This is a genomic window from Rhizobium leguminosarum, assembly GCF_004123835.1.
In the GTDB taxonomy this organism is placed as follows: domain Bacteria; phylum Pseudomonadota; class Alphaproteobacteria; order Rhizobiales; family Rhizobiaceae; genus Rhizobium; species Rhizobium leguminosarum_M.
In genome coordinates, this window is sequence record NZ_MZMU01000003.1 from 790,926 (window position 1) to 812,940 (window position 22,015).

Annotated in this window: 19 protein-coding genes and 1 pseudogene; 9 read left to right on the plus strand and 11 right to left on the minus strand. The window is 61.8% G+C overall.

The window, feature by feature from the left end; genetic code table 11:
- Both B5P46_RS07550 and B5P46_RS07555 read right to left on the minus strand, forming a co-directional pair.
- Nucleotides 1-1,251, minus strand: coding sequence for a class I SAM-dependent RNA methyltransferase (locus B5P46_RS07550; RefSeq protein ID WP_129418138.1), 1,251 nt, complete (start codon nt 1,249-1,251; stop codon nt 1-3).
- Complete coding sequence (locus B5P46_RS07555) at nt 1,248-2,033, minus strand: TlyA family RNA methyltransferase (RefSeq protein WP_432431466.1); 786 nt, start codon at nt 2,031-2,033, stop codon at nt 1,248-1,250. Before B5P46_RS07555 ends, B5P46_RS07550 begins: the two co-directional genes overlap by 4 nt.
- 93 nt (nt 2,034-2,126) lie before the next feature.
- Here B5P46_RS07555 and B5P46_RS07560 point away from each other — a divergent pair, with 93 nt between their 5' ends.
- Both B5P46_RS07560 and B5P46_RS07565 read left to right on the plus strand, forming a co-directional pair.
- Nucleotides 2,127-3,137, plus strand: coding sequence for a DUF4424 domain-containing protein (locus B5P46_RS07560; RefSeq protein WP_129418140.1), 1,011 nt, complete (start codon nt 2,127-2,129; stop codon nt 3,135-3,137).
- A gap of 219 nt (nt 3,138-3,356) precedes the next feature.
- On the plus strand, nt 3,357-5,291 hold the full coding sequence (locus tag B5P46_RS07565) for a methyl-accepting chemotaxis protein (RefSeq protein ID WP_129418141.1): 1,935 nt from the start codon (nt 3,357-3,359) through the stop codon (nt 5,289-5,291).
- An 81-nt stretch (nt 5,292-5,372) separates the two neighbouring features.
- On the opposite strand, the pseudogene B5P46_RS35505 reads toward B5P46_RS07565, so the two are convergent.
- From B5P46_RS35505 to B5P46_RS07595, 6 genes and pseudogenes are all read right to left on the minus strand, one after another.
- A pseudogene (locus B5P46_RS35505) lies at nt 5,373-5,492 on the minus strand (endonuclease domain-containing protein); the annotation flags it as partial.
- Nucleotides 5,493-5,517: 25 nt separating this feature from the next.
- Entirely contained in the window at nt 5,518-7,434 is a 1,917-nt protein-coding gene (dxs, locus tag B5P46_RS07570) for a 1-deoxy-D-xylulose-5-phosphate synthase (protein WP_129418142.1), read from the minus strand.
- A gap of 233 nt (nt 7,435-7,667) precedes the next feature.
- Entirely contained in the window at nt 7,668-8,591 is a 924-nt protein-coding gene (locus B5P46_RS07580; RefSeq protein ID WP_129418144.1) for a pirin family protein, read from the minus strand.
- 139 nt (nt 8,592-8,730) lie between these two features.
- The gene (locus B5P46_RS07585; RefSeq protein WP_129418145.1) at nt 8,731-9,498 is read right to left on the minus strand and encodes an SDR family NAD(P)-dependent oxidoreductase; all 768 of its coding nucleotides are present in this window, start codon (nt 9,496-9,498) and stop codon (nt 8,731-8,733) included.
- A gap of 88 nt (nt 9,499-9,586) precedes the next feature.
- Nucleotides 9,587-9,838, minus strand: a complete 252-nt coding sequence (locus tag B5P46_RS07590) for an exodeoxyribonuclease VII small subunit (RefSeq protein WP_003545921.1) — start codon at nt 9,836-9,838, stop codon at nt 9,587-9,589.
- Nucleotides 9,839-9,840: 2 nt separating this feature from the next.
- Nucleotides 9,841-10,776 carry a histone deacetylase family protein gene (locus tag B5P46_RS07595; protein ID WP_017959231.1) on the minus strand — a complete coding sequence of 312 codons (936 nt, stop codon included), beginning with the start codon at nt 10,774-10,776 and terminating at the stop codon, nt 9,841-9,843.
- Between the two features lie 279 nt (nt 10,777-11,055).
- Between B5P46_RS07595 and B5P46_RS07600 the strand changes: the two genes are divergently transcribed.
- The 3 genes from B5P46_RS07600 to B5P46_RS07610 all read left to right on the plus strand — a co-directional run bounded on the left by B5P46_RS07600 (nt 11,056) and on the right by B5P46_RS07610 (nt 12,410).
- Nucleotides 11,056-11,457 (plus strand): acyl-CoA thioesterase, encoded by a 402-nt coding sequence (locus tag B5P46_RS07600; RefSeq protein WP_129418146.1) that lies wholly within the window; start codon nt 11,056-11,058, stop codon nt 11,455-11,457.
- A 201-nt stretch (nt 11,458-11,658) separates the two neighbouring features.
- On the plus strand, nt 11,659-12,096 hold the full coding sequence (locus B5P46_RS34830; protein ID WP_245456113.1) for a hypothetical protein: 438 nt from the start codon (nt 11,659-11,661) through the stop codon (nt 12,094-12,096).
- 131 nt (nt 12,097-12,227) lie between these two features.
- Entirely contained in the window at nt 12,228-12,410 is a 183-nt protein-coding gene (locus B5P46_RS07610) for a hypothetical protein (RefSeq protein ID WP_129418147.1), read from the plus strand.
- 93 nt (nt 12,411-12,503) lie between these two features.
- On the opposite strand, the gene B5P46_RS07615 is transcribed toward B5P46_RS07610, so the two are convergent.
- Nucleotides 12,504-13,154, minus strand: a complete 651-nt coding sequence (locus B5P46_RS07615) for a GntR family transcriptional regulator (RefSeq protein WP_129418148.1) — start codon at nt 13,152-13,154, stop codon at nt 12,504-12,506.
- Between the two features lie 165 nt (nt 13,155-13,319).
- On the opposite strand from B5P46_RS07615, the gene B5P46_RS07620 reads away from it, so the two are divergent.
- The 4 genes from B5P46_RS07620 (at nt 13,320) to B5P46_RS07635 (ending at nt 19,516) form a co-directional block, all read left to right on the plus strand.
- Complete coding sequence (locus tag B5P46_RS07620; RefSeq protein WP_129418149.1) at nt 13,320-14,744, plus strand: malonyl-CoA decarboxylase; 1,425 nt, start codon at nt 13,320-13,322, stop codon at nt 14,742-14,744.
- Nucleotides 14,741-16,255 carry a malonate--CoA ligase gene (locus B5P46_RS07625; RefSeq protein WP_129418150.1) on the plus strand — a complete coding sequence of 505 codons (1,515 nt, stop codon included), beginning with the start codon at nt 14,741-14,743 and terminating at the stop codon, nt 16,253-16,255. The genes B5P46_RS07620 and B5P46_RS07625 overlap by 4 nt, the downstream gene beginning before the upstream one ends.
- 96 nt (nt 16,256-16,351) lie before the next feature.
- Nucleotides 16,352-17,698 carry an SLC13 family permease gene (locus B5P46_RS07630; RefSeq protein WP_129418151.1) on the plus strand — a complete coding sequence of 449 codons (1,347 nt, stop codon included), beginning with the start codon at nt 16,352-16,354 and terminating at the stop codon, nt 17,696-17,698.
- Between the two features lie 273 nt (nt 17,699-17,971).
- The gene (locus tag B5P46_RS07635; RefSeq protein ID WP_129418152.1) at nt 17,972-19,516 is read left to right on the plus strand and encodes a methionine--tRNA ligase; all 1,545 of its coding nucleotides are present in this window, start codon (nt 17,972-17,974) and stop codon (nt 19,514-19,516) included.
- A gap of 518 nt (nt 19,517-20,034) precedes the next feature.
- Here B5P46_RS07635 and B5P46_RS07645 read toward each other — a convergent pair.
- Together B5P46_RS07645 and B5P46_RS07650 are read right to left on the minus strand one after the other, a co-directional pair.
- A complete protein-coding gene (locus tag B5P46_RS07645; protein WP_129418154.1) occupies nt 20,035-21,174 on the minus strand; it encodes a PAS domain-containing sensor histidine kinase in 1,140 nt (379 codons plus the stop codon).
- Nucleotides 21,171-21,962, minus strand: coding sequence for an alpha/beta fold hydrolase (locus B5P46_RS07650; protein ID WP_129418155.1), 792 nt, complete (start codon nt 21,960-21,962; stop codon nt 21,171-21,173). Before B5P46_RS07650 ends, B5P46_RS07645 begins: the two co-directional genes overlap by 4 nt.
- Nucleotides 21,963-22,015: the final 53 nt, after the last annotated feature.

The window sequence follows — 22,015 nt, forward strand, 5'->3', positions numbered from 1 at the left end:
CTATTTCTCCAGCGTCGCCACCACCTCGACATGCGAGGTCCAGAGGAACTGGTCGATCGGCGTCACTTGCGTGATCCGGTAGCCGCCCTCGACGAGGATCGCCAGGTCGCGCGCCAGCGTCAGCGGATTGCAGCTGACGGCCACGATCTTCTTCACGCCTGAGCGGGCAAGCTCCTGGCACTGGAACTCGGCACCGGCGCGCGGCGGATCGAAGACGACGGCATCATAGGGCTTGAACTCCTGCGTCATCAGGGGACGGCGGAAGAGATCGCGTTTTTCGACGGTGACCGGCTTCAGCCCTTGCGTGTTGCGGGCGGCATGGTCGAGTGCGGCGAGCGCCTTTGCCTCGGCTTCGACGGCGTGCACGCGGCCGATCCGCGCCAGCCGTAGCGAAAACGTGCCAGAGCCGGCAAAGAGATCGGCGATCCGCTTCGCCTTGCCGGCATGGGCCGTGACCAGCTCCGCCATCGCCTCTTCCGCCGGCTTGGTTGCCTGGGTGAAGCCGCCCGGCGGCGGTGAAACCTGGACGCCGCCGAATTCGACCATCGGCTTCGACGGCTCGACCAGGATTTCGCCGTTCAGCGAAACACGGGCGATGCCGCGCAGGCTGAGCGCGGTCTCGATCGCCTTGCGCCGCTGTGGATCAGAGAGTTTCTTGACGTCGTCGACGGAGATGTCGAGGCCGGAAAGCGTTTCGAGCACCGCGACGCGGAAGGGTTCGGCACTGGTCGCCAGCGAAGCCGCAATCGCCCTGATCGCCGGCAGCCGGGCGATGATCCCTGCCGACGAGATCGGACATTCCTCGATGGCGACGATATGGTGGCTTTCGGCCTGGTTGAATCCAACAAGCATGTCCTTCTCGGTCTTGCGCGCCGCAAACACCACACGCCGCCGTTCGCCCGGCCGGGCCGGAACGATCTCGCCGACCTCTGATGTCAGCCCCTTGGATTTCAGCGCGTCGATGACCAGCTGGCGCTTGAAGGCGCGGTAGGGCGCGTCTGCCATATGCTGCAGTGTGCAGCCACCACAGGTGCCGTTGACACCATCCGGGCCGAAATGCCGGCAGGGCGGCTCCTGCCGATCGGGCGAGGGCGTCGTGATCGACATGATCGTGCCCTGGCTCTTGACGCGGGCAATCGCTACAGTTTCGCCGGGCAGGGAAAAGGGCACATAGACAGGTCCGCCGGCGCTGCTGGCGATGCCGTCGCCCTGGGCGCCGAGCTTCTCGATCGTGACGGTTTCGGTGCTCACGGTTTCAATCCTGCCAGAAGGAATTCCTGATTGCCGTCGCCGCCGGAAATCGGGGAGGGGATGAGGCCGAGGCTTTTCCAGCCCATGTCCTCGACGAACCAGCGCTCCAGTTCCGCAGCGACGGCGGGAGCGGACGAGGGATCCTTCAGCAACCCGCCCTTGCCGATCGCCTCGCGCCCGGCCTCGAACTGCGGCTTGACCAGCAGCACGGCGGCAGCGCCGGGTTCGGCGATCTCAAGAGCCGGCGCGAGCGCCAGCTTCAGCGTGATGAAGGAGACGTCGGAAACGATGAAGGTCGCGGGATGGCCGATATCGTCTGCCGTCAGGTTGCGGGCGTTGAGGCCCTCCCTGTTCGTCACCCGCGGATCGCCTGATATGCGCGGATGCATCTGCCCATGGCCGACATCGATCGCGGTGACATGCGCGGCACCGCGCTGCAGCAGCACCTCGGTGAAGCCGCCGGTGGAAGCACCGACATCGAGACAGTGATGGCCGGCGGGATCGAGCCGGAAATGGTCAAGCGCTGCGGCAAGCTTCAGCGCGGCGCGCGAAACGTAGTCCTGCGCCGGATCGTCGATCTCGATTGCCGCGTCTGCGCTAAACAGCGCGCCGGCCTTCGTGACCACCTGGCCGCCGATCCTGACAGTGCCGCGCTGCACGGCGTCGCGGGCGCGCGAGCGGCTGGCAAAGAGGCCGAGGGAGACGAGAAGCTGGTCGAGACGTTGGGTGTTTTGATCTGACATCGGCTGTGCATGACCGGCAAAGCCGCCGGTTGCAAGCATTTTGTTCCCAAGACCGTCATTGACCCTCAAAAGCTTTCGGCGATAATCCCACCGCGGCGATCGCGGGGCGTGCCGCAGACACGGGGGTGCTCTATGCTGAAGCTCTTCACTCTACCTGTCTCGGTGGGACTTGTCGCGGCGGGGATCGTATCGCCCGCGCTCGCGAACGATACTCTGGCCGAGATCAAGACCGGCGGGTTGGTCTTTGCCCAATCCGACGATGTCAGCATGGCGGAAGAGGATCTCTTCATCTCCGCTTCGGAAGTGCGTGTCGACTACGTCTTCGAGAACAGCTCCGACAAGGATGTCGAAAGCCTGGTCGCCTTTCCGATGCCTGACTTATCAGGTCAGGTCGACAACAATTCCGCCATCTCCGATTATGACAGCGATAATTTCCTGCATTTCTCCACCCTGCAGGACGGCAGTCCGATCACCGCCAAGCTGCAGCAGCGCGTCATCTCGCTCGGCATCGACGTGACCGACGAGTTCGCCAAGCAGGGCATTCCCGTCCTGCCCTATAGCCAGAAGACGACCGAGGCCCTCGCCAAACTTCCCGAAACCGTCCGCAAGGACTGGATCGCCCGCGGCCTCGTTTATCCCATGGGCGCCGGCGATGCCAAGGTCGATCTCGTGCCGCTCTGGACGCTGCGCTCGACCTATTGGTGGCGCACCACCTTTCCGGCAAAGAAGAAGGTCAGCGTCGCGCACCGTTACAAGCCGGCCGTCGGCGGCACCGTCGCCATCAGTTTTCTCGAAGGTGGCGAGCCGAAGGGTGAACGCTTCGAGGAATATTCCCGCAAATACTGCCTCGACGGAGATTTCGTCAGGGTTGCCCAGCAGCGTGCGCGGGAAGCCGAGGCCGGCGGCGCCAACTATACCGAAAGCTGGATCTCCTATGTGCTGTCGACCGGCGCCAACTGGGCGGGGCCGATCAAGCGCTTCCAGCTGACGATCGACAAGGGCAAGCCCGGCAGCCTCATCAGCTTCTGCGGCAGCAACGTTCAGAAGATCGGCCCGACGACCTTCCGGATGACGGCCGAGGATTTCGATCCCACAAAAGATTTTGACATCCTGATCCTCAATCCTCCAGAAACGGCACAATAATCCTCGGGCTTGGCCGCTGTTGCGCTGCACAAATTTAAACAAATTTAAAGCCTGCCCGGATAGGTTCGGCGTGATTGTAGCGGTTCATCCAAGCCGCTCGGCGCCATGACGGCGCAAGCGTTTGCACGCCGATCATGTTCTCAGTGTCAAACATCCCGGCGGTTGCGTCTCGCGCGACCTGCCTCTCGCCGCGTCGACTGTCGTCAGGAGAAATCACCGATGTCCGCCAAAAACATATCCTTGAACGGTAAGCTTGCGGCCACGTTCGCAGCCCTCATTCTCATTTTCGTCGCCGTTTCCGCCTTCGTTTATTCCAAGGCGACGGCGTCCGCGGCAGCGTCTGCCGAGCAGGAAAAGTCCGAGCTGCTCGTCAACCAGATCGACGATGCGCTGCAGGCGATGCTCGAGCAGGCCGTTAACCTGCGCGGCTTCATCCTCTTCCGCAGCGACAGCACCTATGGCGATGTCTTCGCCAATCGCGAGCGCATGCTGAAGGCGATTGCTGCCGCCAAGCAGACGGCGGCCGGCGAGCCGCAGCTGGTCGAGATGATCGACGGCATGCAGAAGGCTGCCGATCTCTATTTCCATGAACTTGCCGAGCCGCAGACCAAGGCGCGCAAGGAAACCGACATGCCGATCGAAGAGGTCGTCAAGATCGGCGTCAACGCCACCAAGGGCCAGCTCGACGGCTTCCGCCAGGCCTCCGCCAAGATCAAGGCCACCGCGCGTGAAAAGTCGAATGCGCTTGCCGCGATCCGCGCCGATGCCAACAGCGATCTGAAGATGACGCTGCTTGCCGGCGGCATCGTCGCCTCGCTTGCCGCCGCCATGCTTGCCTGGCTGATGTCGCGCATCATCGTCCGCCCGGTCGTCGGCATGACGAGCGCCATGGACCGCCTCGCTGGCGGTCAGAACGATATCGAGGTTCCGGCTGTCGAGCGCGGCGACGAAATCGGCCGCATGGCTCAGTCCGTCCTGGTCTTCAAGCAGGCGGCGATCGAGAAGCTGCGCCTTGCCGGCGAGACCGACCGCATGCGCGACGACGCCGAGCGCCAGCGCCGGGCAGCTGATGAGCAGAAGGCGCGCGAGGAAGGCGAGATCCGCCATGCCATCGATGCTCTGGCGGGCGGCCTTGCCGAGCTTGCCAATGGCGATATGGCTGGTCGTATCCAGACGCCGTTCGCCCCGCAATATGACAGCCTGCGCAACGACTTCAACCATGCCGTCGAAAAGCTGCAGGCGGCGCTGCAATCGGTCGGCCGCAATGCCTCGGCGATCAATGCCGGCGCCGGCGAAATCCGCTCGGCCGCCGACGATCTTGCCCACCGCACCGAGCAGCAGGCTGCTGCCGTCGAACAGACCGCCGCAGCGCTCGAGGAAGTGACGACGACCGTCCGCGACAGCGCCAAGCGCGCTGAGGATGTCGGCAATCTCGTCGAGCGCGCCCGCCTCGGCGCCGAGAAATCAGGCGAAGTCGTCCGCAAGGCCGTCTCTGCCATGCAGCAGATCGAGAAGTCCTCGGGCGAAATCTCCAACATCATCGGCGTCATCGACGACATCGCCTTCCAGACCAATCTTTTGGCCTTGAATGCAGGCGTCGAAGCGGCCCGCGCCGGCGATGCCGGCAAGGGTTTTGCGGTCGTCGCCCAGGAAGTGCGCGAGCTCGCCCAGCGCTCGGCGAAGGCGGCCAAGGAGATCAAGGCGCTGATCACCACCTCGGGCGAACAAGTCGTCGCCGGCGTCGGCTTGGTCGGCGAAACCGGCAAGGCGCTGGAGGTCATCGTCTCCGAGGTGCAGGAGATCAACCACCACGTCAGCGCCATCGTCACCGCCACGCGCGAACAGTCGATCGGCCTGCAGGAGATCAACACAGCCGTCAACAACATGGACCAGGGCACGCAGCAGAACGCCGCCATGGTCGAGGAGCAGACTGCGGCAAGCCATGCGCTCGCCCAGGAGGCAAACGCCCTCGAAGAGTTGCTGCGCCAGTTCAAGCTCGGCCAGGTGACCCCGGCGCCGCGCGCAAGCGTTGCCGGCACCAACGCCCGCCCGGTCGCCTCCCCGGCCCACGCTTTGACCCGCACCGTCGCCAAGGCCTTCGGCGGAAGACAGGCGAGCGCTGCGGCCGTGAAGGAAGACTGGACGGAGTTCTGAGAGGCGCCCTTCTTAGGGACCGTAAATGAAGAGGGCGGTGCAGTGATGCGCCGCCTTTTTTGTTGAGAGGACCTGCCGGGCAGCCCCCTCATCCGCCCTACGGGCACCTTCTCCCCGAGGGGAGAAGAGGGAACCGAGACGTCGCCGCGAATTTCTTCTCCCCTCGGGGAGAAGGTGCCGGCAGGCGGATGAGGGGGCCACACGGCATCACCCCTCTCATCATAACCTATCCCGCAACGCCAACCGCAACACCGCGCCCCAGCGCCCTGAACACCGTCGAGACGATGCCGGCGCGGTCGAGCCCCGCATGGGCGTTCATGGCTTCGGGCTTGGCCTGCTCCATCCAGATGTCGGGCATCACAAGCGAGCGCAGCTTCAGGCCGTTGTCGAGCAGGCCTTCGGTGGCGAGGAAGTGCATCACATGGCTGCCGAAACCGCCGATCGAGCCTTCCTCGACGGTGATCACCATCTCGTGGTGGCGGGCAAGCTGGCGGATCAGATCATGGTCGAGCGGCTTGGCGAAACGCGCATCGGCGACCGTCGTCGAAAGCCCCGCGGCGTCGAGATCCTCGGCGGCCAGCAGACAATCGGCAAGCCGTGTGCCGAAGGAGAGCAGCGCCACCTTGGTGCCCTCCTTGACGATGCGGCCCTTGCCGATCTGCAGGATTTCGCCGCGCGCCGGCATGTCGACGCCAACACCTTCGCCGCGCGGATAGCGGAACGAGATCGGCCCGCCATCATAGGCGACAGCCGTGCGCACCATATGCTTGAGTTCGGCCTCGTCGGCCGCCGCCATCACCACGAAGCCGGGCAGGGTGGTGAGGAAGGCGGTATCGAAGGAGCCGGCATGGGTCGGCCCGTCGGCGCCGACGAAACCGGCACGGTCGATCGGAAAACGCACCGGCAGTCCCTGGATCGCCACGTCATGCACGACCTGGTCGTAGGCGCGCTGCAGGAAGGTGGAATAGAGGGCTGCGAACGGCTTGTAGCCTTCCGCCGCCAGGCCGGCGGCAAAGGTCACGGCATGCTGTTCGGCGATGCCGACATCGAAACAGCGCGACGGATAGGCCTCGGCGAGCTTGTCGAGGCCGGTACCATTCGGCATGGCGGCGGTGATGCCGACGATCTTGTCGTCGAGGGCGGCTTCCTGCACCAGCGCTTCAGCAAAGACGCTGGTATAGCTCGGCGCATTCGGCTTGACCCTGGCCTGGGCGCCGGTGATGACGTCGAACTTGTTGACGCCGTGATATTTGTCGGCTGCGGCTTCCGCCGGCGGATAGCCCTTGCCCTTCTGGGTGACGACATGGATCAGCACCGGTCCGCGCCCATTGTCGCGCACGTTGCGCAACACGGGCAGCAGGTGGTCGAAGGAATGCCCGTCGATCGGCCCGATATGATAGAAGCCCATCTCCTCGAACATCGTGCCGCCGGTGACGTAGCCGCGCGCATGCTCGACGGCGCGGGTGATCGCCCGGTCGATATTCTTGCCGAGATAGGCCGTCAGCTTCTTGCCGAGATCGCGGAAGCCCATATAGGTGCGCCCCGAGGCGAGGCGGGCGAGATAGGCGCTCATCGCCCCTGTCGGCGGCGCGATCGACATGTCGTTGTCATTGAGGATGACGATGAGGCGCGCATCGAGCGCACCGGCATTGTTCAGCGCTTCATAGGCCATGCCGGCCGACATCGCCCCGTCGCCGATGACGGCGATGACGCGGCGGTCTGATTTGTCGAGGTCGGCGGCAATCGCCATGCCGAGGCCGGCCGAGATCGAGGTCGAGGAGTGCGCCGCGCCGAACGGATCATATTCGCTTTCGGCCCGGCGGGTGAAGCCGGACAGCCCGTCTTCCTGGCGCAGCGTCCGGATGCGGTCGCGGCGGCCGGTGAGGATCTTGTGCGGATAACATTGATGGCCGACATCGAAGATCAGCCGGTCGCTCGGTGTGTCGAAGACGCTGTGGATGGCGATCGTCAATTCGACGACGCCGAGACCGGCGCCGAGATGGCCGCCGGTGCGCGACACCGCATCGATCATTTCGTCCCGGACTTCGCGGGCAAGCTGCGGCAGGTCGCGATCCTCGAGCTTGCGCAGGTCGGCGGGATAGATGACCTGGTCGAGCAGGGGGGTCTTCGGCAGTTGTGTCACGGGCGGGCGCTCTTTCTTGCTTTTCCTTGCTCCGCTTTATTCGATTAGATTGCGGCAAAACAAGTGCATTTCAGGAACCGAAGGTTTTCACCTTAGAGCATGATGCCGAAAAGTGTGAGCGGTTTTCGGGCAACATCATGCTCCCACTATTAAAGCATGACGCCGGAAAGTGTGAGCGGTTTTCGGAAGATATCCTGCTCTATTTCTTCGATCTCGATCCGGATCGGGGCTGTTCAGCCCTCCGGCAAAGGCACGAATTCCTCTTCGTCGCCGGGCACGATATCGAAGCGGCCGCTGCGCCATTCCTCCTTGGCCTTTTCGATCCGCTCCTTTGAGGAGGATACGAAATTCCACCAGATATAACGTTTCGAATTGAGCGCCGCACCCCCGAAGAGCATCAGGTGGCAGCCATCGCGGCCGGCTTCCAGCGTGATCGCATCGCCCGGCCGGAAGACCAGCAGCTGGTCGGCGGCAAAACGGTCGCCTGATATGACGACCTCGCCCGAGAGCACATAGACGGCGCGCTCCTCGTGGCCCGCGCCGAAGGGAAATTTGGCGCCCGGCTGCAGGTCGAGATCGACATAGAGCGTGTCGGAGAAAACACCGACCGGCGATGTCATGCCTTCGAACGAGCCGATGACCACACGCCCGCGCACGCCTGCCGTCTCGATCAGCGGCATGGCGGATTTTTCCGTATGGGCGAAGGCGGGATCGATCTCCTCCTTGTCGTCGGGCAGCGCCAGCCAGGTCTGCAGCCCCGACATCAGCAGCGGATGGCCTCGCAGATTGTCGGGCGTGCGCTCGGAATGGACGATGCCGCGGCCGGCCGTCATCAGGTTGATATCGCCGGGACGGATGACCTTTTCGGTGCCGAGGCTGTCGCGATGGCGGATCTCGCCGTCGAACAGATAGGTGACCGTCGACAATCCGATATGCGGATGCGGCTTGACGTCGAGCGCCTCGTCCGGCTTCAGGATCGCCGGCCCCATGCGGTCGAAGAAGATGAACGGCCCGACCAGCCGCCGCTGCCGGCTGGGCAGTGCGCGGCGCACCTGGAAACCGCCGATATCGCTGGTGCGCGGGATGATCAGGTTCTCGATCGCATCGCAGGCGAAGGCATCGCCGGGCAGGGGGTCTTTACCGGGAAAGAAGGACATTGGGATCTCCGATCGCTACAGTGCCGAGCGTCATCGCCCACAGATAGCGCCTGGAGCGCCGCGCGTCCAATCGGACGCGCAAAGGGACGCTCCAACACCTGAAAGCGCGCCGCGCGTCCAATCGGACACGCGGCGGGGCTCAGATTGCGGTAAAACCATTATCGACGAAGAGATGGGCGCCGTTGACGAAGCTTGACTCGTCGCTGGCGAGATAAAGCGCGGCCCGCGCCACATCTTCGGGCTCGCCGATCCGCCCCTGCTGGGCGGCAATGGCGGCATCCGAAACGTCGACGCCGAGCGCCTGCAGGTCGGCCACCTCGCGCAGGCCGTGCGGCGTGCGGATGAAGCCGGGGCAGACGGCGTTGCAGCGGATATTGCGGTCCCGGAATTCCACCGCGATGGCGCGGGCAAACATATGCACGGCCCCCTTGGTCGTGTCGTAAAGCACTTCCATCGGCGTGGCGGCGACCGCCGAGATCGACGAGGTGCAGACGATCGATCCGCCGCCGCTCGCAATCATCTTCGGCAGCACCGCCTTGGTCATCAGGAACATCGAGCGCACGTTGACGGCATGCAGCCAGTCCCATTCCTTAACGGTCGTTTCGAGAAAAGGTTTGATGACGATCGTGCCGGCATGATTGAAGAGCACGGTCACTGCGCCGTAACGTGCCTCGACACCAGCGACGGCGGCCTTGACGGCGGCTTCGTCCGAGACATCGGCCGTCCAGCAATCGGCCTCGCCGCCGGCATCACGGATCTGCATCACGGTCTCGGCGGCTGCATCGCCATTGCGGTCGATGATCGCAACACGCGCGCCTTCCGCCGCAAAAAGCCTCGAGGCGGCACCGCCCATGCCGGTCGCGCCGCCCGAGATAATGGCGACCTTGCCCTTCAATCTGTCCGACATTTCCTTGTCCCCTCATCGTTTTGGATGGGGATCATAGATCGGTCTGAAGCCGATAGCCAAGCGCCTTCGAAAGGGAGTTTTCTGCGCCTCAGGCGCCGTCGAGCGGCTCGACGCCCTGCGGCTTGCCGGCGCGGTCGAGCCGGATCTTCTCGATGCGGTTCTCGGCGGCCGAAAGCAGGGTCTCGCAATGTTTCTTCAGCGCTTCGCCGCGCTCATAGATCTCGATCGATTCATCCAGCGCCACATCGCCGCGTTCCAGCCGGGCGACGATACTTTCGAGTTCGGCAACCGCCTTTTCGAAGGAAAGGCCGGACACCTCCGGCTTGGCGCTGTCAGTCATTCTCAACCCTTCATCATTCTCAGAATATGCATGCCCGCCGATTCGGCGAGTCCCTCGAGATCATAACCGCCTTCGAGCAGGCTGACGACCCGGTTCTTCGCGTGCCGGTCCGCGAGTTCCAGCACGCGCCCGGTCGCCCAGTCGAAATCCTCGCCGGTCAGATTGATCTGCGCCAGCGGATCGCGGTGATGCGCGTCGAAGCCGGCGGAGATGATGATGAGATCCGGGCGGAAATCGTCAAGGGCGGGCAGGACGCGCGATTTGAACGCCTCGCGGAAATGGTCGCTGCCGACATTCGGCGACAGCGGCGCATTGACGATGGTGTTGTGCTTGCCCTTTTCATCCTTGGCCCCGGTGCCGGGATAGAGCGGCATCTGATGCGTCGAGCAGAACAGCACCGAAGGATCGTCCCAGAAGATATCCTGCGTGCCGTTGCCGTGGTGCACGTCCCAGTCGACGATGGCGATGCGCTCGGCGCCATGCGTCTTCTGCGCATGCCGGGCGGCGATCGCCGCATTGTTGAAGAAGCAGAAGCCCATCGCCGTCATCTTCTCGGCATGGTGCCCCGGCGGGCGGGCGGCGACGAAGACATTGTCGGCCCGACCGGTAAAGACATCGTCCACCGCCGCCATCGCCCCGCCGATGCCGGTCAGCGCCGCCTGCAGGCTCTTGCTGCTGGCATAGGTATCGGCTTCGATCTGGTTGATCTCCCCCTCTTCCTCGGGAATCTCCCGCATCACGGCGGTCAGATGTTCTTCGGGATGGGCAAGCAGCACTGCATCCTCGTTGGCCTGCGGCGCCTGCCGGCGCTCCAGCCGCTCGAAATTCGGATGTTCCAGCGCGACATTGATGGCGCGGATCCTGTCCGATCGCTCCGGATGGCCGGCGGGGGTCACATGTTCCAGGAAGATCGGGTGTTCATAAAGACGGGTGCTCATGAAGACACTCTATCGGTCGCTTATGTCATGTGCCACAGCAGATGGGGCATCGCCTGACGATTTCAACAAGCGCTCTTGCCGCGCCTTCCGACCGTTCGCCTTTCCCGCTGTCTCCTTTGCGCCGTTTCCGTCGAGCCGGTCCAGTGCAGCGGCGCCGCATCTTTTCATGCGCGCGGAGGATACTGTAACACTTTGAACTATTGCGTAATTTTATCCTTAAGCCGGTTCCGGTATAAGCAATTATGCAGTAGTGTTACCATGGGGAACTGAGTAGGGCAGATGAGTCAGTCGAAACGCCCGGATGTGGCGGAAATACGCGTGCCGTTTCGCGATGTCGATATGAACGGCCAGATGTTTCTGGCCTCCTATATTTCGTATGCCGAATCCGTCCTGGCAGGCTTTTGGTCGTCACGGCCCGATGTCGATGACGAACCCGTCTATAGCCCCAGCAAGGTTTCCTGCATGCTGCACCGTCCGCTGCACTATGACGAGCCGGCAACCTTCACCGCCACCGTCGACAAGATCGGCGTGCGCTCCATCGGCTTCCTCATTTCGATCGAGACGGGCGAGGAGCGCGCCGCCGAAGTGGAAATCATCTGGCAGGCCCACGCCCCCGAAGACCAGTCCCCGGCCGCGTTGCCCGAGGAGACGCGCGATTGGCTTTATCGGTTTTTGAATTAGGGCAATGCCAGGAAAAGTGCAAAGCAGTTTCCTGGGAATTACGTGAGAACAAAAGGCTAGGTGTTCGGTCCATGTCGGAAGGTGGCCATTGTGTTGATTGGTTCCTGCCGACATGTCCGCATATTAGCTCCGATAGCCCTGTGCTTTTCATATGAAGTTTGCAGCATTTTCCTGGGATAAGTCTTCCGCGATGCAAGTTAAATGGCAAAGAATGGCCCGGTGAGCAAATATATTCCACTAAACATCGGGGTCGCCATTCGGGCTAGCGCCAGCGACCTCCATTCCTTCCGCTGGAAGACCGGCAAACGCGTCGAAGCAGACTTTTTTATCGATGACCCCGAACTCTTGCTGAGGGTCTCATTTGATGGTCCCTGTATCGTCCGATTGATTGATGAAATGCCGCTGAGCACGGAACACGAGCACTGTGCCGACGAAGGCTTGGTTCGCGACCACTTCGCATATCAAGTGGAGGGAGCTGCCTTCAATAAGTCGCAGTCTGAAATCTGGAAGATGGCAGTTGGTATATACGGCCCGACTTCACACTTCCGCTTCGTAACTGCCTGGACGTGCATGGATGTTGTGACACCAGCCACGCCCGAATTTGAGATAGTCCCCCAAGCCATTGCACAACAAACCTAACCTGCTTCGGGTCGGGTGTTATGCAATCAGGCAAGTCTAAATTCAGGGCGTGATGCTGCTTGCATCAACGTAAAATGATGCACGTCATACGACATCCTGATTGCCCTGCGACCAGAATTGTGGAGTTTTCGGTGAAAGACGAGCGAGAGAAAGGGCAGTGGGACACCGATGACGTTGTGATGTTCATGTACGGAAAATACAACGGCGCGCTTCTTCTGGCGCTGCGGGATTTCTGGAAAGCGCTTCGTTCAGTGTGGCCCGACAAGCAAAAGCCTCTCGTATCTCCGCGTCGCGGAGATGAACCACAAGACTAAGAACCCGCTGCTAACGGTTTATGCAGGGGTGTCGTGGGTTTCCGGCGATGCGCCTCGGGTTTCCTGCCGCCTGAGACTACTCACGCTGTCAAGTCACCTGGCCGCCATGCTCGCGACCAGATCGCTGAACCTCTCGCCCTGAACGCCAACATGCCCCCGCAGCAGGCGGCGGGCTTCATCGCCGTCTCCGGCAAAGATCGCGTCGACGATGGCGCAATGTTCTGAGAAGGAGGTCGACAGGCGGTTGCGCACGCGCAGCTGGAGGCGGCGATAAGGTCGCAGGCGGCGGTGCAATTGCAGACATTGCTCCTCCAGGAATTCGCTTCGGCCGGCTGCGTAGATGGCCTTATGGAATTCCTCATTGTCGTAATAATAGGCGTCGCTGTCACCGGCCGCGGCCGATTGCTCGCAGCGGCTGTGTGTGGCCGTGACCGCTTCCCGCGAGGCCTCGTCCAGCCGTCGTGCTGCGAGCGACCCGGCCAGTCCCTCCAGCTCGGCCATCACCTCGAACATTTCATAGACGCGGTGCGGCCCCGGATCGATGACGATGGCGCCTCTGCGCGGCCGAATTTCGATGAGGCCGATCGCATCGAGCTGCATCAGCGCTTCGCGCACCGGTGTGCGGGAGACCCCGAAACGCGTCGCAAGCACTGTTTCGTCGAGCCGCTCACCGGGGGAGAACTCGTTGGAAAGAATTGAATTTTCAATCTCATCCCGAAGCCATCGGCCGACATTCTCGGACATTCGTCTCACTTCCTTCATACATAAACGCAATTCTTGTATACACGATTGTTGACCTCGTGTACGAAGAGTGGCATTCTACATACTACCGGTGAAACCCGACGATGGGAAGCAGCCGTCAAAAGTAGTCCGTGCACCCAACCGGCGCTAGAAGAGAGGAGAAATGGCATGTCTGAGGCTTCCTTCTTCACCGACATGCTGCAGAGCATCACGGATCGCGGACGCCAGCTTCTGTTTTCCGGCTCGCGCGCCACGCAGGTCGCAGCCAAGGCCGATCTCCAGACACTCTGTGAAATGCTGCTATCGAGCCGGGGCGAGGCCTCGGGCATGGCACTTGCGGCCGAAATACTCGATCGCTGGGGCGCGCTCGAGAGCGGGGGCGCGCAGGCATTCCTTCATATGCTGCATGAAAAGTTCGGGCCCGACACGGCCAAGCTCGACCAGGCGATTGAAAATTACCGCACCGACAAAAGCTCTGCTGCGGTCATTGCTCTCCATCAGGCAGCCGAGCCGCGGCGACAGGAGCTTCTGCGCCGATTGAATCACGCACCGAACGGCACCGCCAAGCTTGTCCGGATGCGTGAGCAACTGCTTGCTTCCAAAGACCAATCCGCAGGATATCACGCGCTTGACGCCGACTTCACGCATCTGTTCGGCTCCTGGTTCAATCGCGGCTTTCTGACGCTACGACCCATCGACTGGTCGACGCCGGCCTACATCCTTGAAAAGATCATCAAATACGAGGCCGTGCATGAGATCGCCGGCTGGGAGGAGTTGCGCAGTCGTTTGGCGCCGGCCGACCGTCGATGCTTTGCCTTCTTCCATCCCCGATTGGCCGACGAGCCGCTCGTGTTCGTCGAGGTGGCCCTCACACGATCCGTGCCCAGTGCGATCGGAGATGTGCTCGTCGAGGGCAGGGAGCAGATCAATGCCGACGAGGCGACGACGGCTGTCTTCTATTCGATCTCCAACTGCCAGGACGGTTTGCGCGGAATCTCGTTCGGCAACTTCCTGATCAAGCAGGTCGTGGAAGACCTGCGCAGAGACCTGCCCGGCCTGAAGAATTTCGTCACGCTGTCGCCCGTTCCAGGCTTTGCCCGCTGGCTTGCCAAGGCGCGTGCCTCGGCCACCGACCGGTTGCTGCCGGAAGCGGCCCGCGAAACGCTGATGGCGCTGGACGATCCGAACTGGCCCGACAACGAGAAGACGGTGGCCGAAGTGGAGCGCGTGCTGCTGCCGCTTGCGGCGCGCTATTTCCTGACCGAACGGACGCAGGAGGGCCGCCCCGTCGATCCTGTCGCCCGCTTCCATCTCGGCAACGGCGCTCGACTTGAAAGACTGAATTTTCTTGGCGACCGCTCGACCAAGGCGATGCAGCAGGCACACGGCCTGATGGTCAACTACCTCTACAAGCTCGACGATATCGTCGCCAACCATGAGGCTCTGGCGCAGCGCGGCGAAGTGATTGCCTCGCCTGCCGTCAAAAGCCTGCTCAACCAGAACGACGAAAGCCGCGGTAGCGGCAATGGCCAGCAAGGCTCCCGGCCATTCGCAAACATCATGAACTCAACGCTTGGAGGAGGGCGAAAGTGAGCAACCATCTTTTCGACGCCATGCGGGCTGCCGCGCCCGGTGACGCGCCGTTCATCCGGATCAATAACACCCGCACATGGACCTATGACGACGCTTTCGCTCTTTCCGGCCGCATTGCCAGCGCGATGGATGCGCTCGGCATTCGCCCCGGCGACCGGGTGGCGGTGCAAGTCGAGAAAAGTCCCGAGGCATTGATCCTCTATCTCGCCTGTCTTCGAACCGGCGCCGTCTACCTGCCGCTCAACACAGCCTATACGCTGGCTGAACTCGATTATTTTATCGGCGATGCGGAGCCGCGTTTGGTGGTTGTTGCGCCGGCTGCCCGGGAAGGCGTGGAGACGATCGCCAAGCCCCACGGCGCCATCGTCGAAACGCTCGACGCCGACGGCAGCGGCTCGTTGCTGGATCTCGCACGCGATGAGCCGGCCGACTTTGTCGATGCCTCCCGTTCCGCCGATGATCTGGCGGCGATCCTCTACACGTCGGGAACGACGGGACGCTCCAAGGGGGCGATGCTCACGCATGGAAACCTGCTCTCGAACGCCCTGACGTTGCGAGACTATTGGCGCGTCACCGCCGGTGATCGGCTGATCCACGCCTTGCCGATCTTCCACACGCATGGGCTGTTCGTCGCCACGAATGTCACGCTGCTCGCCGGCGCCTCGATGTTCCTGCTGTCGAAATTCGACGCCGACGAGGTCGTTTCGCTGATGCCGCAGGCAACGATGCTGATGGGCGTGCCGACCTTCTACGTGCGCCTCCTCCAAAGCCCGCGCCTCGACGAGCAAGCGGTTGCCAGCATCCGCCTCTTCATTTCCGGTTCGGCTCCCCTGCTTGCCGAAACCCATACCGAGTTCCACGCGCGTACCGGTCACGCCATTCTCGAGCGCTACGGCATGACGGAAACCAATATGAACACGTCGAACCCCTATGAGGGGAAACGGATTGCCGGAACGGTCGGCTTCCCGCTGCCTGATGTGACGGTGCGCGTCACCGATCCCGCCAGCGGGCTCGAGCTGCCGCCTGAAGAAACGGGGATGATCGAGATCAAAGGGCCGAACGTCTTCAAGGGCTATTGGCGCATGCCGGAAAAGACGGCGGCCGAGTTCACGGCAGATGGATTCTTCATCAGCGGCGATCTCGGCAAGATCGACCGGGACGGCTATGTCCACATTGTCGGCCGCGGCAAGGATCTGGTGATTTCGGGTGGATACAACATCTATCCGAAAGAGGTCGAAGGCGAGATCGACCAGATCGAGGGTGTGGTCGAAAGCGCTGTCATCGGCGTGCCGCATCCCGATTTCGGAGAAGGCGTGACCGCCGTCGTCGTATGCAAGCCCGGCGCAGTCCTCGATGAAAAGACCATCGTCAGCGCCCTCCAGCAACGTCTCGCCCGCTACAAACAACCCAAGCGCATCATCTTTGCCGAGGACCTGCCGCGCAACACGATGGGCAAGGTTCAGAAAAACATACTGCGGCAGCAATACGCCGATCTTTACACCAGGACGTAAGAGGACCGCGCCCTCTGGGAGGAGGGTGCGTCGACATCCCGCATCAATCTTGAACACAACAGCTACGGCGCTGGAGGCGTCGGAGGGAGGGGAATCATGGGTATTGAATTGCTGGCCATAGGCCTGCTGGTCGCTATGTTCATCATTGCGACGATCCAGCCGATCAACATGGGTGCGCTGGCGTTTGCCGGCGCCTTCGTACTCGGCTCGATGATCATCGGGATGAAAACCACCGACATTTTCGCCGGCTTTCCGAGTGATCTGTTCCTGACGCTCGTCGCCGTCACCTACCTCTTCGCCATAGCGCAGATCAACGGCACGATCGACTGGCTCGTCGAATGTGCCGTCCGCCTGGTGCGCGGGCGGATCGGCTTGATTCCCTGGGTGATGTTCCTGGTCGCCGCCATCATTACCGGTTTCGGGGCCCTTGGTCCCGCTGCGGTTGCCATTCTCGCACCCGTCGCGTTGAGCTTTGCCGTGCAGTACCGCATTCACCCGGTGATGATGGGTCTGATGGTGATCCACGGCGCGCAGGCAGGTGGGTTTTCGCCGATCAGTATTTATGGCGGAATCACCAACCAGATCGTTGCGAAGGCCGGCCTGCCTTTCGCTCCGACGTCGCTGTTTCTCTCCAGCTTCTTCTTCAACCTGGCGATCGCAGTGCTGGTCTTCTTCATATTCGGCGGCGCAAAGGTGATGAAACAAGATCCGGCATCGCTTGGTCCCTTGCCCGAACTCCATCCCGAGGGCGTATCGGCGTCGATCAGAGGTCACGGCGGCACGCCGGCAAAACCGATCAGGGAGCATGCCTATGGTACGGCGGCTGATACCGCGACGACGTTGCGCCTGAACAATGAGAGAATTACCACCTTGATCGGCCTGACGGCGCTCGGCATCGGCGCCCTGGTCTTCAAGTTCAACGTCGGCCTCGTCGCCATGACGGTGGCTGTCGCGCTGGCGCTCTTGTCACCGAAGACCCAGAAGGCAGCAATCGACAAGGTCAGCTGGTCGACCGTGCTGCTGATTGCCGGCATCATCACCTATGTCGGCGTCATGGAGAAGGCCGGTACGGTCGACTACGTGGCGAACGGCATATCCAGTCTCGGCATGCCGCTGCTGGTAGCGCTCCTGCTTTGCTTTACCGGCGCCATCGTCTCGGCCTTTGCCTCCTCGACCGCGCTGCTCGGCGCGATCATCCCACTCGCCGTTCCATTCCTCCTGCAAGGGCACGTCAGCGCCATCGGTGTGGTCGCGGCGATCGCGATCTCGACGACAATCGTCGATACCAGCCCATTCTCCACCAATGGCGCGCTAGTCGTCGCCAATGCACCGGATGACAGCCGTGAGCAGGTGCTGCGACAGTTGCTGATCTACAGCGCCCTGATCGCGATCATCGGCCCGATCGTCGCCTGGTTGGTGTTCGTCGTGTCCGGGCTGGTGTGACGGCGGGCTGCCAAGAACCATCGCTTTCCGCCGCAGGTCATGGCCCGCGGCGGCCAACGCATCCGGATCGACGAGCGCGCTTGTCCAAAACGTCCCTTGATGCTAGGAAATATGCATGGACAACACCGTGATCAGCACTTTCGTGATGATGATGCCGCGCTCATAGCGTGGCGGGTTTCGTGCGTCCAGAATGCACCAGAGACCGCCCTCGAGGCGGTCTTTTCATGGGTCGATCCGTCTCGCGGGGCAAACAGCCTTCGAAAGGAAACACCGATGAACAAGATCTACGTCACCACCTCGATCCCCTATGTGAATGCCGCGCCGCATGTGGGCTTTGCCCTCGAACTGGTCCAGGCCGATGCCTATGCCCGCCATTTCCGGCTTCTCGGCCACGACATCAGGTTCCAGTGCGGAACCGATGACAACAGCCTGAAGAATGTCCGGTCGGCGGAAGCCGCGGGGGTGCAGGTCAAGGACTTCGTCGATGCGAATGCAGACAGGTTCGAGCGCCTTGGCGGCCTGCTCGATATCTCCAACGAGGAATTCGTCCGCACCTCCCGCGATCCAAGGCATATCGCCTGCGTCCACGCCTTGTGGAGGGCATGCGCTGGAAATGGGGATCTCTATCGCAAGGCATATGAGGGTCTCTATTGCGTCGGCTGCGAGCAATTCTACGAGCCGTCGGAACTCGATGACGGGCGCTGCCCGGAACATGGTATTGCTCTTGAGACCATCCGTGAAGAGAACTGGTTCTTCCGTCTCTCCCGATATGGCGACCGGCTCATCGAGCTGGTCGAGACCGGCAAGCTTCGGATCGTCCCGGCTCATCGGCGCAACGAAATCCTTGCCCTGTTGCGGCGTGGCCTGACCGACATCAGCGTGTCACGCAGTGCCGAGCGGGCGCGAGGCTGGGGCGTTCCCGTCCCCGATGGAGATGAGGTCGTCTATGTCTGGTTCGATGCTTTGGCAAACTATCTCACTGGTCTTGGCCACGGGTCCGATGAAACCCTCTTGCAGCGCTATTGGAACGGCCGCCAACGTATCCATGTCGTCGGCAAGGGCATCTCCAAGTTCCACGCCATCTACTGGCCGGCCATCCTGTTATCCGCAGGCCTGCCGCCGCCATCCTCGATCCTCGTGCACGGCTACGTCACGGTGGACGGCCGGAAGATCGGCAAGTCGGCCGGCAACGGCATCGATCCGGAACGCATCATCCAATCCTACGCAACGCCGGACGCGCTGCGATATTACCTGCTCCGGCATATACGCTCGGCCGACGATGGCGACTTCTCGGCCGAGCGTCTCGAAGCCGCATGGTCGGGAGAGCTCGCAGGACAGCTCGGAAATCTCGCCAACCGGGTACTTGCGCTTCTGTCCACCTCATTCGACGGCATCGTTCCGCCCGTGCCGGACAGCGCGTTCGTAGACGAGGCTGCCCGCCTTCCGGGGAGGGTGGCTGAAGCCTTCGATGCCTACGAACTCCATGTCGGCCTCGCCGATATTTTTGTGTTCATCGGCGAGGCGAACAGGCGGTTTACAAAATGCGCGCCGTGGGCGGATGCGAAAGCCCTGCTTGCCGATCTCACGCCGGAGGATCGGCAGGCGACCACTGCTCGCCTTGGCGCTTGCCTGGCCGAGCAGGTCTACGGCCTTGCGATCATTGCCCGCTGCCTCCTGCCGTTCCTGCCAAGTTCGGCCGCAAAGCTGCATTCGAGGCTGGGAATACCGTCTCCTCGCCTCTATCGGGACCCCTTGATCGTGGCTGGAGTCAAAACCGCCCCGCACGCCGTCCTCTTTCCGCATCGAACGGCGGCTTGAGAGGCAGCCCGAAATTCTCTGCGCTGCACCTTAGGCAGCGCAGAGTTTTGACGTGATCCAGTATGTCATGAAAGTTTCATATTCAGGCTATTTTCGGGAGCGGGAAAATAATCTACTATTTTAATCAGGAAACAAGATTTCCTGAAACAAACGAAGGAGACTGATTGAGTATATTTCTTATGACTATCATACTCATCGCAGGCTTTGGCCTGTTTGCCCTGATCACCGGGGCAGCAGGAGGGCGCACCGCCCGGACCACCGCAAACACCAAGCGCAGGTCGGGCAGTTCAGGCAGTTCAGGAAGCTCCGGCGATGGAGGTGGAGGCTGGTTCGACGCCTCAGGCGACTGTGACGGCGGTGGCGGAGATGGTGGAGGAGGAGACTAAATCAAACTGAAATCGATAGAATGCCCGACCGCCTCAAGGCGGTTTTTTGTTGCCCGGATTCCGGGCTGCCCCGGCTGCCGAGGCGGCAATCAACCGGACAGTCGGCCCATACCGGCGCGGCTGCGTTCCCGATCAATCCAACGGCATCACAAAGGTGAAGCGCGTCTCCTTGTCATCGGAACTGACCGTGATCGTCCCGCCATGGGCGCGGGCGATTTCCGAGGCGATGTGCAGACCCAGCCCCAATCCTCTTTGACTTGTGCCGGCTTCGCCTGTGAAGAAAGGCTGAAAAAGCCGTGTCATCGCGTCGCTGGAAATCGGAGCGCCGCCGTTGGCGATCCAAAGCTCCAGTTTTCCGTCGACAGTTGCCGCCGATAGCCGCACGGGTTCGTCCGGTGTCCCATGGGTCAGGGCATTCCCCAGAAGATTGGACACCAGCTGGCCGATCCGGCCGCTGTCGCAGTTTATCGGCCCATCGAATTCGATCGTCACCTCAATCCCGCGGTCGAGATGACTGAAGCGGAGTTCTTCGATGACCTGCCGCAAGAGCGGCTCGAGATGCTCCGCCCGCCTCTCGAGCGTAATGCCGCCACCCAATCGTCCGCGCGCGAAGTCGAGGACGTTGTCGATCAGGGCAGACATGCGAACGACGCTGCCCTGCATCAAATCGAGAACTTTAATCGCGCGATCGGTCTGCTTCTCTTTTCGCAGCATGCGCGCCGCGGCTGCAATCGAGGCAAGCGGGTTGCGCAGGTCGTGGCCGAGAACAGCAATGAACTCTTCCCGCAACTCGGCGGTTTGCTGTTCAAAGGCGAGTTTGGATTTGATCGTGGCGCCGGCAGCATCGGCGGCTGTGCGCGCGTCGACCAGCTCCCGTTCATAACGGCGACGCTCGGCAGCCTGAAACATCGTCACGCGGGTGAAAAGCAGGGCACCGTCTTCTGCACGTCTTTCCATGGCATTGGCGAGCACAGGCAGTTTTCTGCCGTCCGCCGTCACGAGATCGAGGGCAACCTCATTGAAAAACCCTTGCATGCGCAGCAGAGGCGCAAAATGGGTTTCGTAGAATATACGGCCCGACGTGTTGAGCAGGTCGTGAAGTCGTTTGCCGAGGAGCTGCTCGGCAGGGATGCCGATCCAGGTCGACAGCGTTCTGTTGACCTTGACGATGCGCCCGTCCGGCCGCAGCGAAAGATAGCCGCATGGCGCGTTTTCGTACAAGTCCTCAAGGTCTTCCGCCGGCATGAAGATCTGCGTGTCGCTACCGGTCATCGGACGAACCGCCGGATTGCAGATATGACCTCGTCGGGAGCGCTGAGGTTAGGGCAGTGGCCACTCGCGTTCAGCACCACCAATTGACTATTCGGGACCTGCTGATGGACGAATTCGCCGACCTCTTCAGAGGCGATGATATCATCGCGGCATTGAAGGATCAGCGTTCTGGCGGTGACGTTCGGAAGGTCGCTGCGATTGTCTGAGGTGAAGGTCACCCGTGCGAACGCCTTGGCGATTTCGGGATCGGTGCGGCAGAAGCTATTTGTCAGTTCTTCGCTGAGTTCCGGTCGATTGGGATTGCCCATGATGACGGGCGCCATGGCGGCAGACCAGCCCATGTGGTTGTCGTCCAACGACGTCAGCAGTTCGTCTATGTCTGCCGCGCTGAAACCGCCGAGATAGCCATCGTCGTTGATATAGCGCGGCGACGGCCCGACAAGGATCAGGCTTTCAAACAGTTCCGGTGCCTGCAGCGACGCGATGACGCCGATCATCGCGCTGACCGAGTGCCCGACGAAGACCGTTTGGGTCAGGCCGAGCGCGCGGCAAATTTCGACGAGGTCATCTGCATAGCCCGACAATGAAGAATATTTCCGGGCATCATAGGCCGTAAGATCGGATCGTCCCGCGCCGACATGATCGAACAGCACTGTCTTGAAGTCGGCCTCAAAAGCCGGCGCCACGAAGCGCCACATATTCTGGTCGCACCCGAATCCATGCGAGAAGATCATCGCACGCTGGCCATCGCCCCGGACTTGAACATGATTTCGATCGATGACGGTCATCTCGCCCTCTTCCCTGCTTTCATAACATGTTCCGCCTGTTTTGGATCGAGGAA

Coding starts and splice junctions, on each gene's coding strand:
- B5P46_RS07585 (WP_129418145.1), bottom strand. CDS start 9,498: ATGTCGGACAGATTGAAGGGCAAGGTCGCCATTATCTCGGGCGGCGCG.
- B5P46_RS34830 (WP_245456113.1), top strand. CDS start 11,659: ATGGCAAAGAATGGCCCGGTGAGCAAATATATTCCACTAAACATCGGG.
- B5P46_RS07645 (WP_129418154.1), bottom strand. CDS start 21,174: ATGACCGGTAGCGACACGCAGATCTTCATGCCGGCGGAAGACCTTGAG.
- B5P46_RS07620 (WP_129418149.1), top strand. CDS start 13,320: ATGTCTGAGGCTTCCTTCTTCACCGACATGCTGCAGAGCATCACGGAT.
- B5P46_RS07630 (WP_129418151.1), top strand. CDS start 16,352: ATGGGTATTGAATTGCTGGCCATAGGCCTGCTGGTCGCTATGTTCATC.
- B5P46_RS07555 (WP_432431466.1), bottom strand. CDS start 2,033: ATGCTTGCAACCGGCGGCTTTGCCGGTCATGCACAGCCGATGTCAGAT.
- B5P46_RS07650 (WP_129418155.1), bottom strand. CDS start 21,962: ATGACCGTCATCGATCGAAATCATGTTCAAGTCCGGGGCGATGGCCAG.
- B5P46_RS07565 (WP_129418141.1), top strand. CDS start 3,357: ATGTCCGCCAAAAACATATCCTTGAACGGTAAGCTTGCGGCCACGTTC.
- B5P46_RS07590 (WP_003545921.1), bottom strand. CDS start 9,838: ATGACTGACAGCGCCAAGCCGGAGGTGTCCGGCCTTTCCTTCGAAAAG.
- B5P46_RS07560 (WP_129418140.1), top strand. CDS start 2,127: ATGCTGAAGCTCTTCACTCTACCTGTCTCGGTGGGACTTGTCGCGGCG.
- B5P46_RS07600 (WP_129418146.1), top strand. CDS start 11,056: ATGAGTCAGTCGAAACGCCCGGATGTGGCGGAAATACGCGTGCCGTTT.
- B5P46_RS07635 (WP_129418152.1), top strand. CDS start 17,972: ATGAACAAGATCTACGTCACCACCTCGATCCCCTATGTGAATGCCGCG.
- B5P46_RS07615 (WP_129418148.1), bottom strand. CDS start 13,154: ATGTCCGAGAATGTCGGCCGATGGCTTCGGGATGAGATTGAAAATTCA.
- B5P46_RS07580 (WP_129418144.1), bottom strand. CDS start 8,591: ATGTCCTTCTTTCCCGGTAAAGACCCCCTGCCCGGCGATGCCTTCGCC.
- B5P46_RS07595 (WP_017959231.1), bottom strand. CDS start 10,776: ATGAGCACCCGTCTTTATGAACACCCGATCTTCCTGGAACATGTGACC.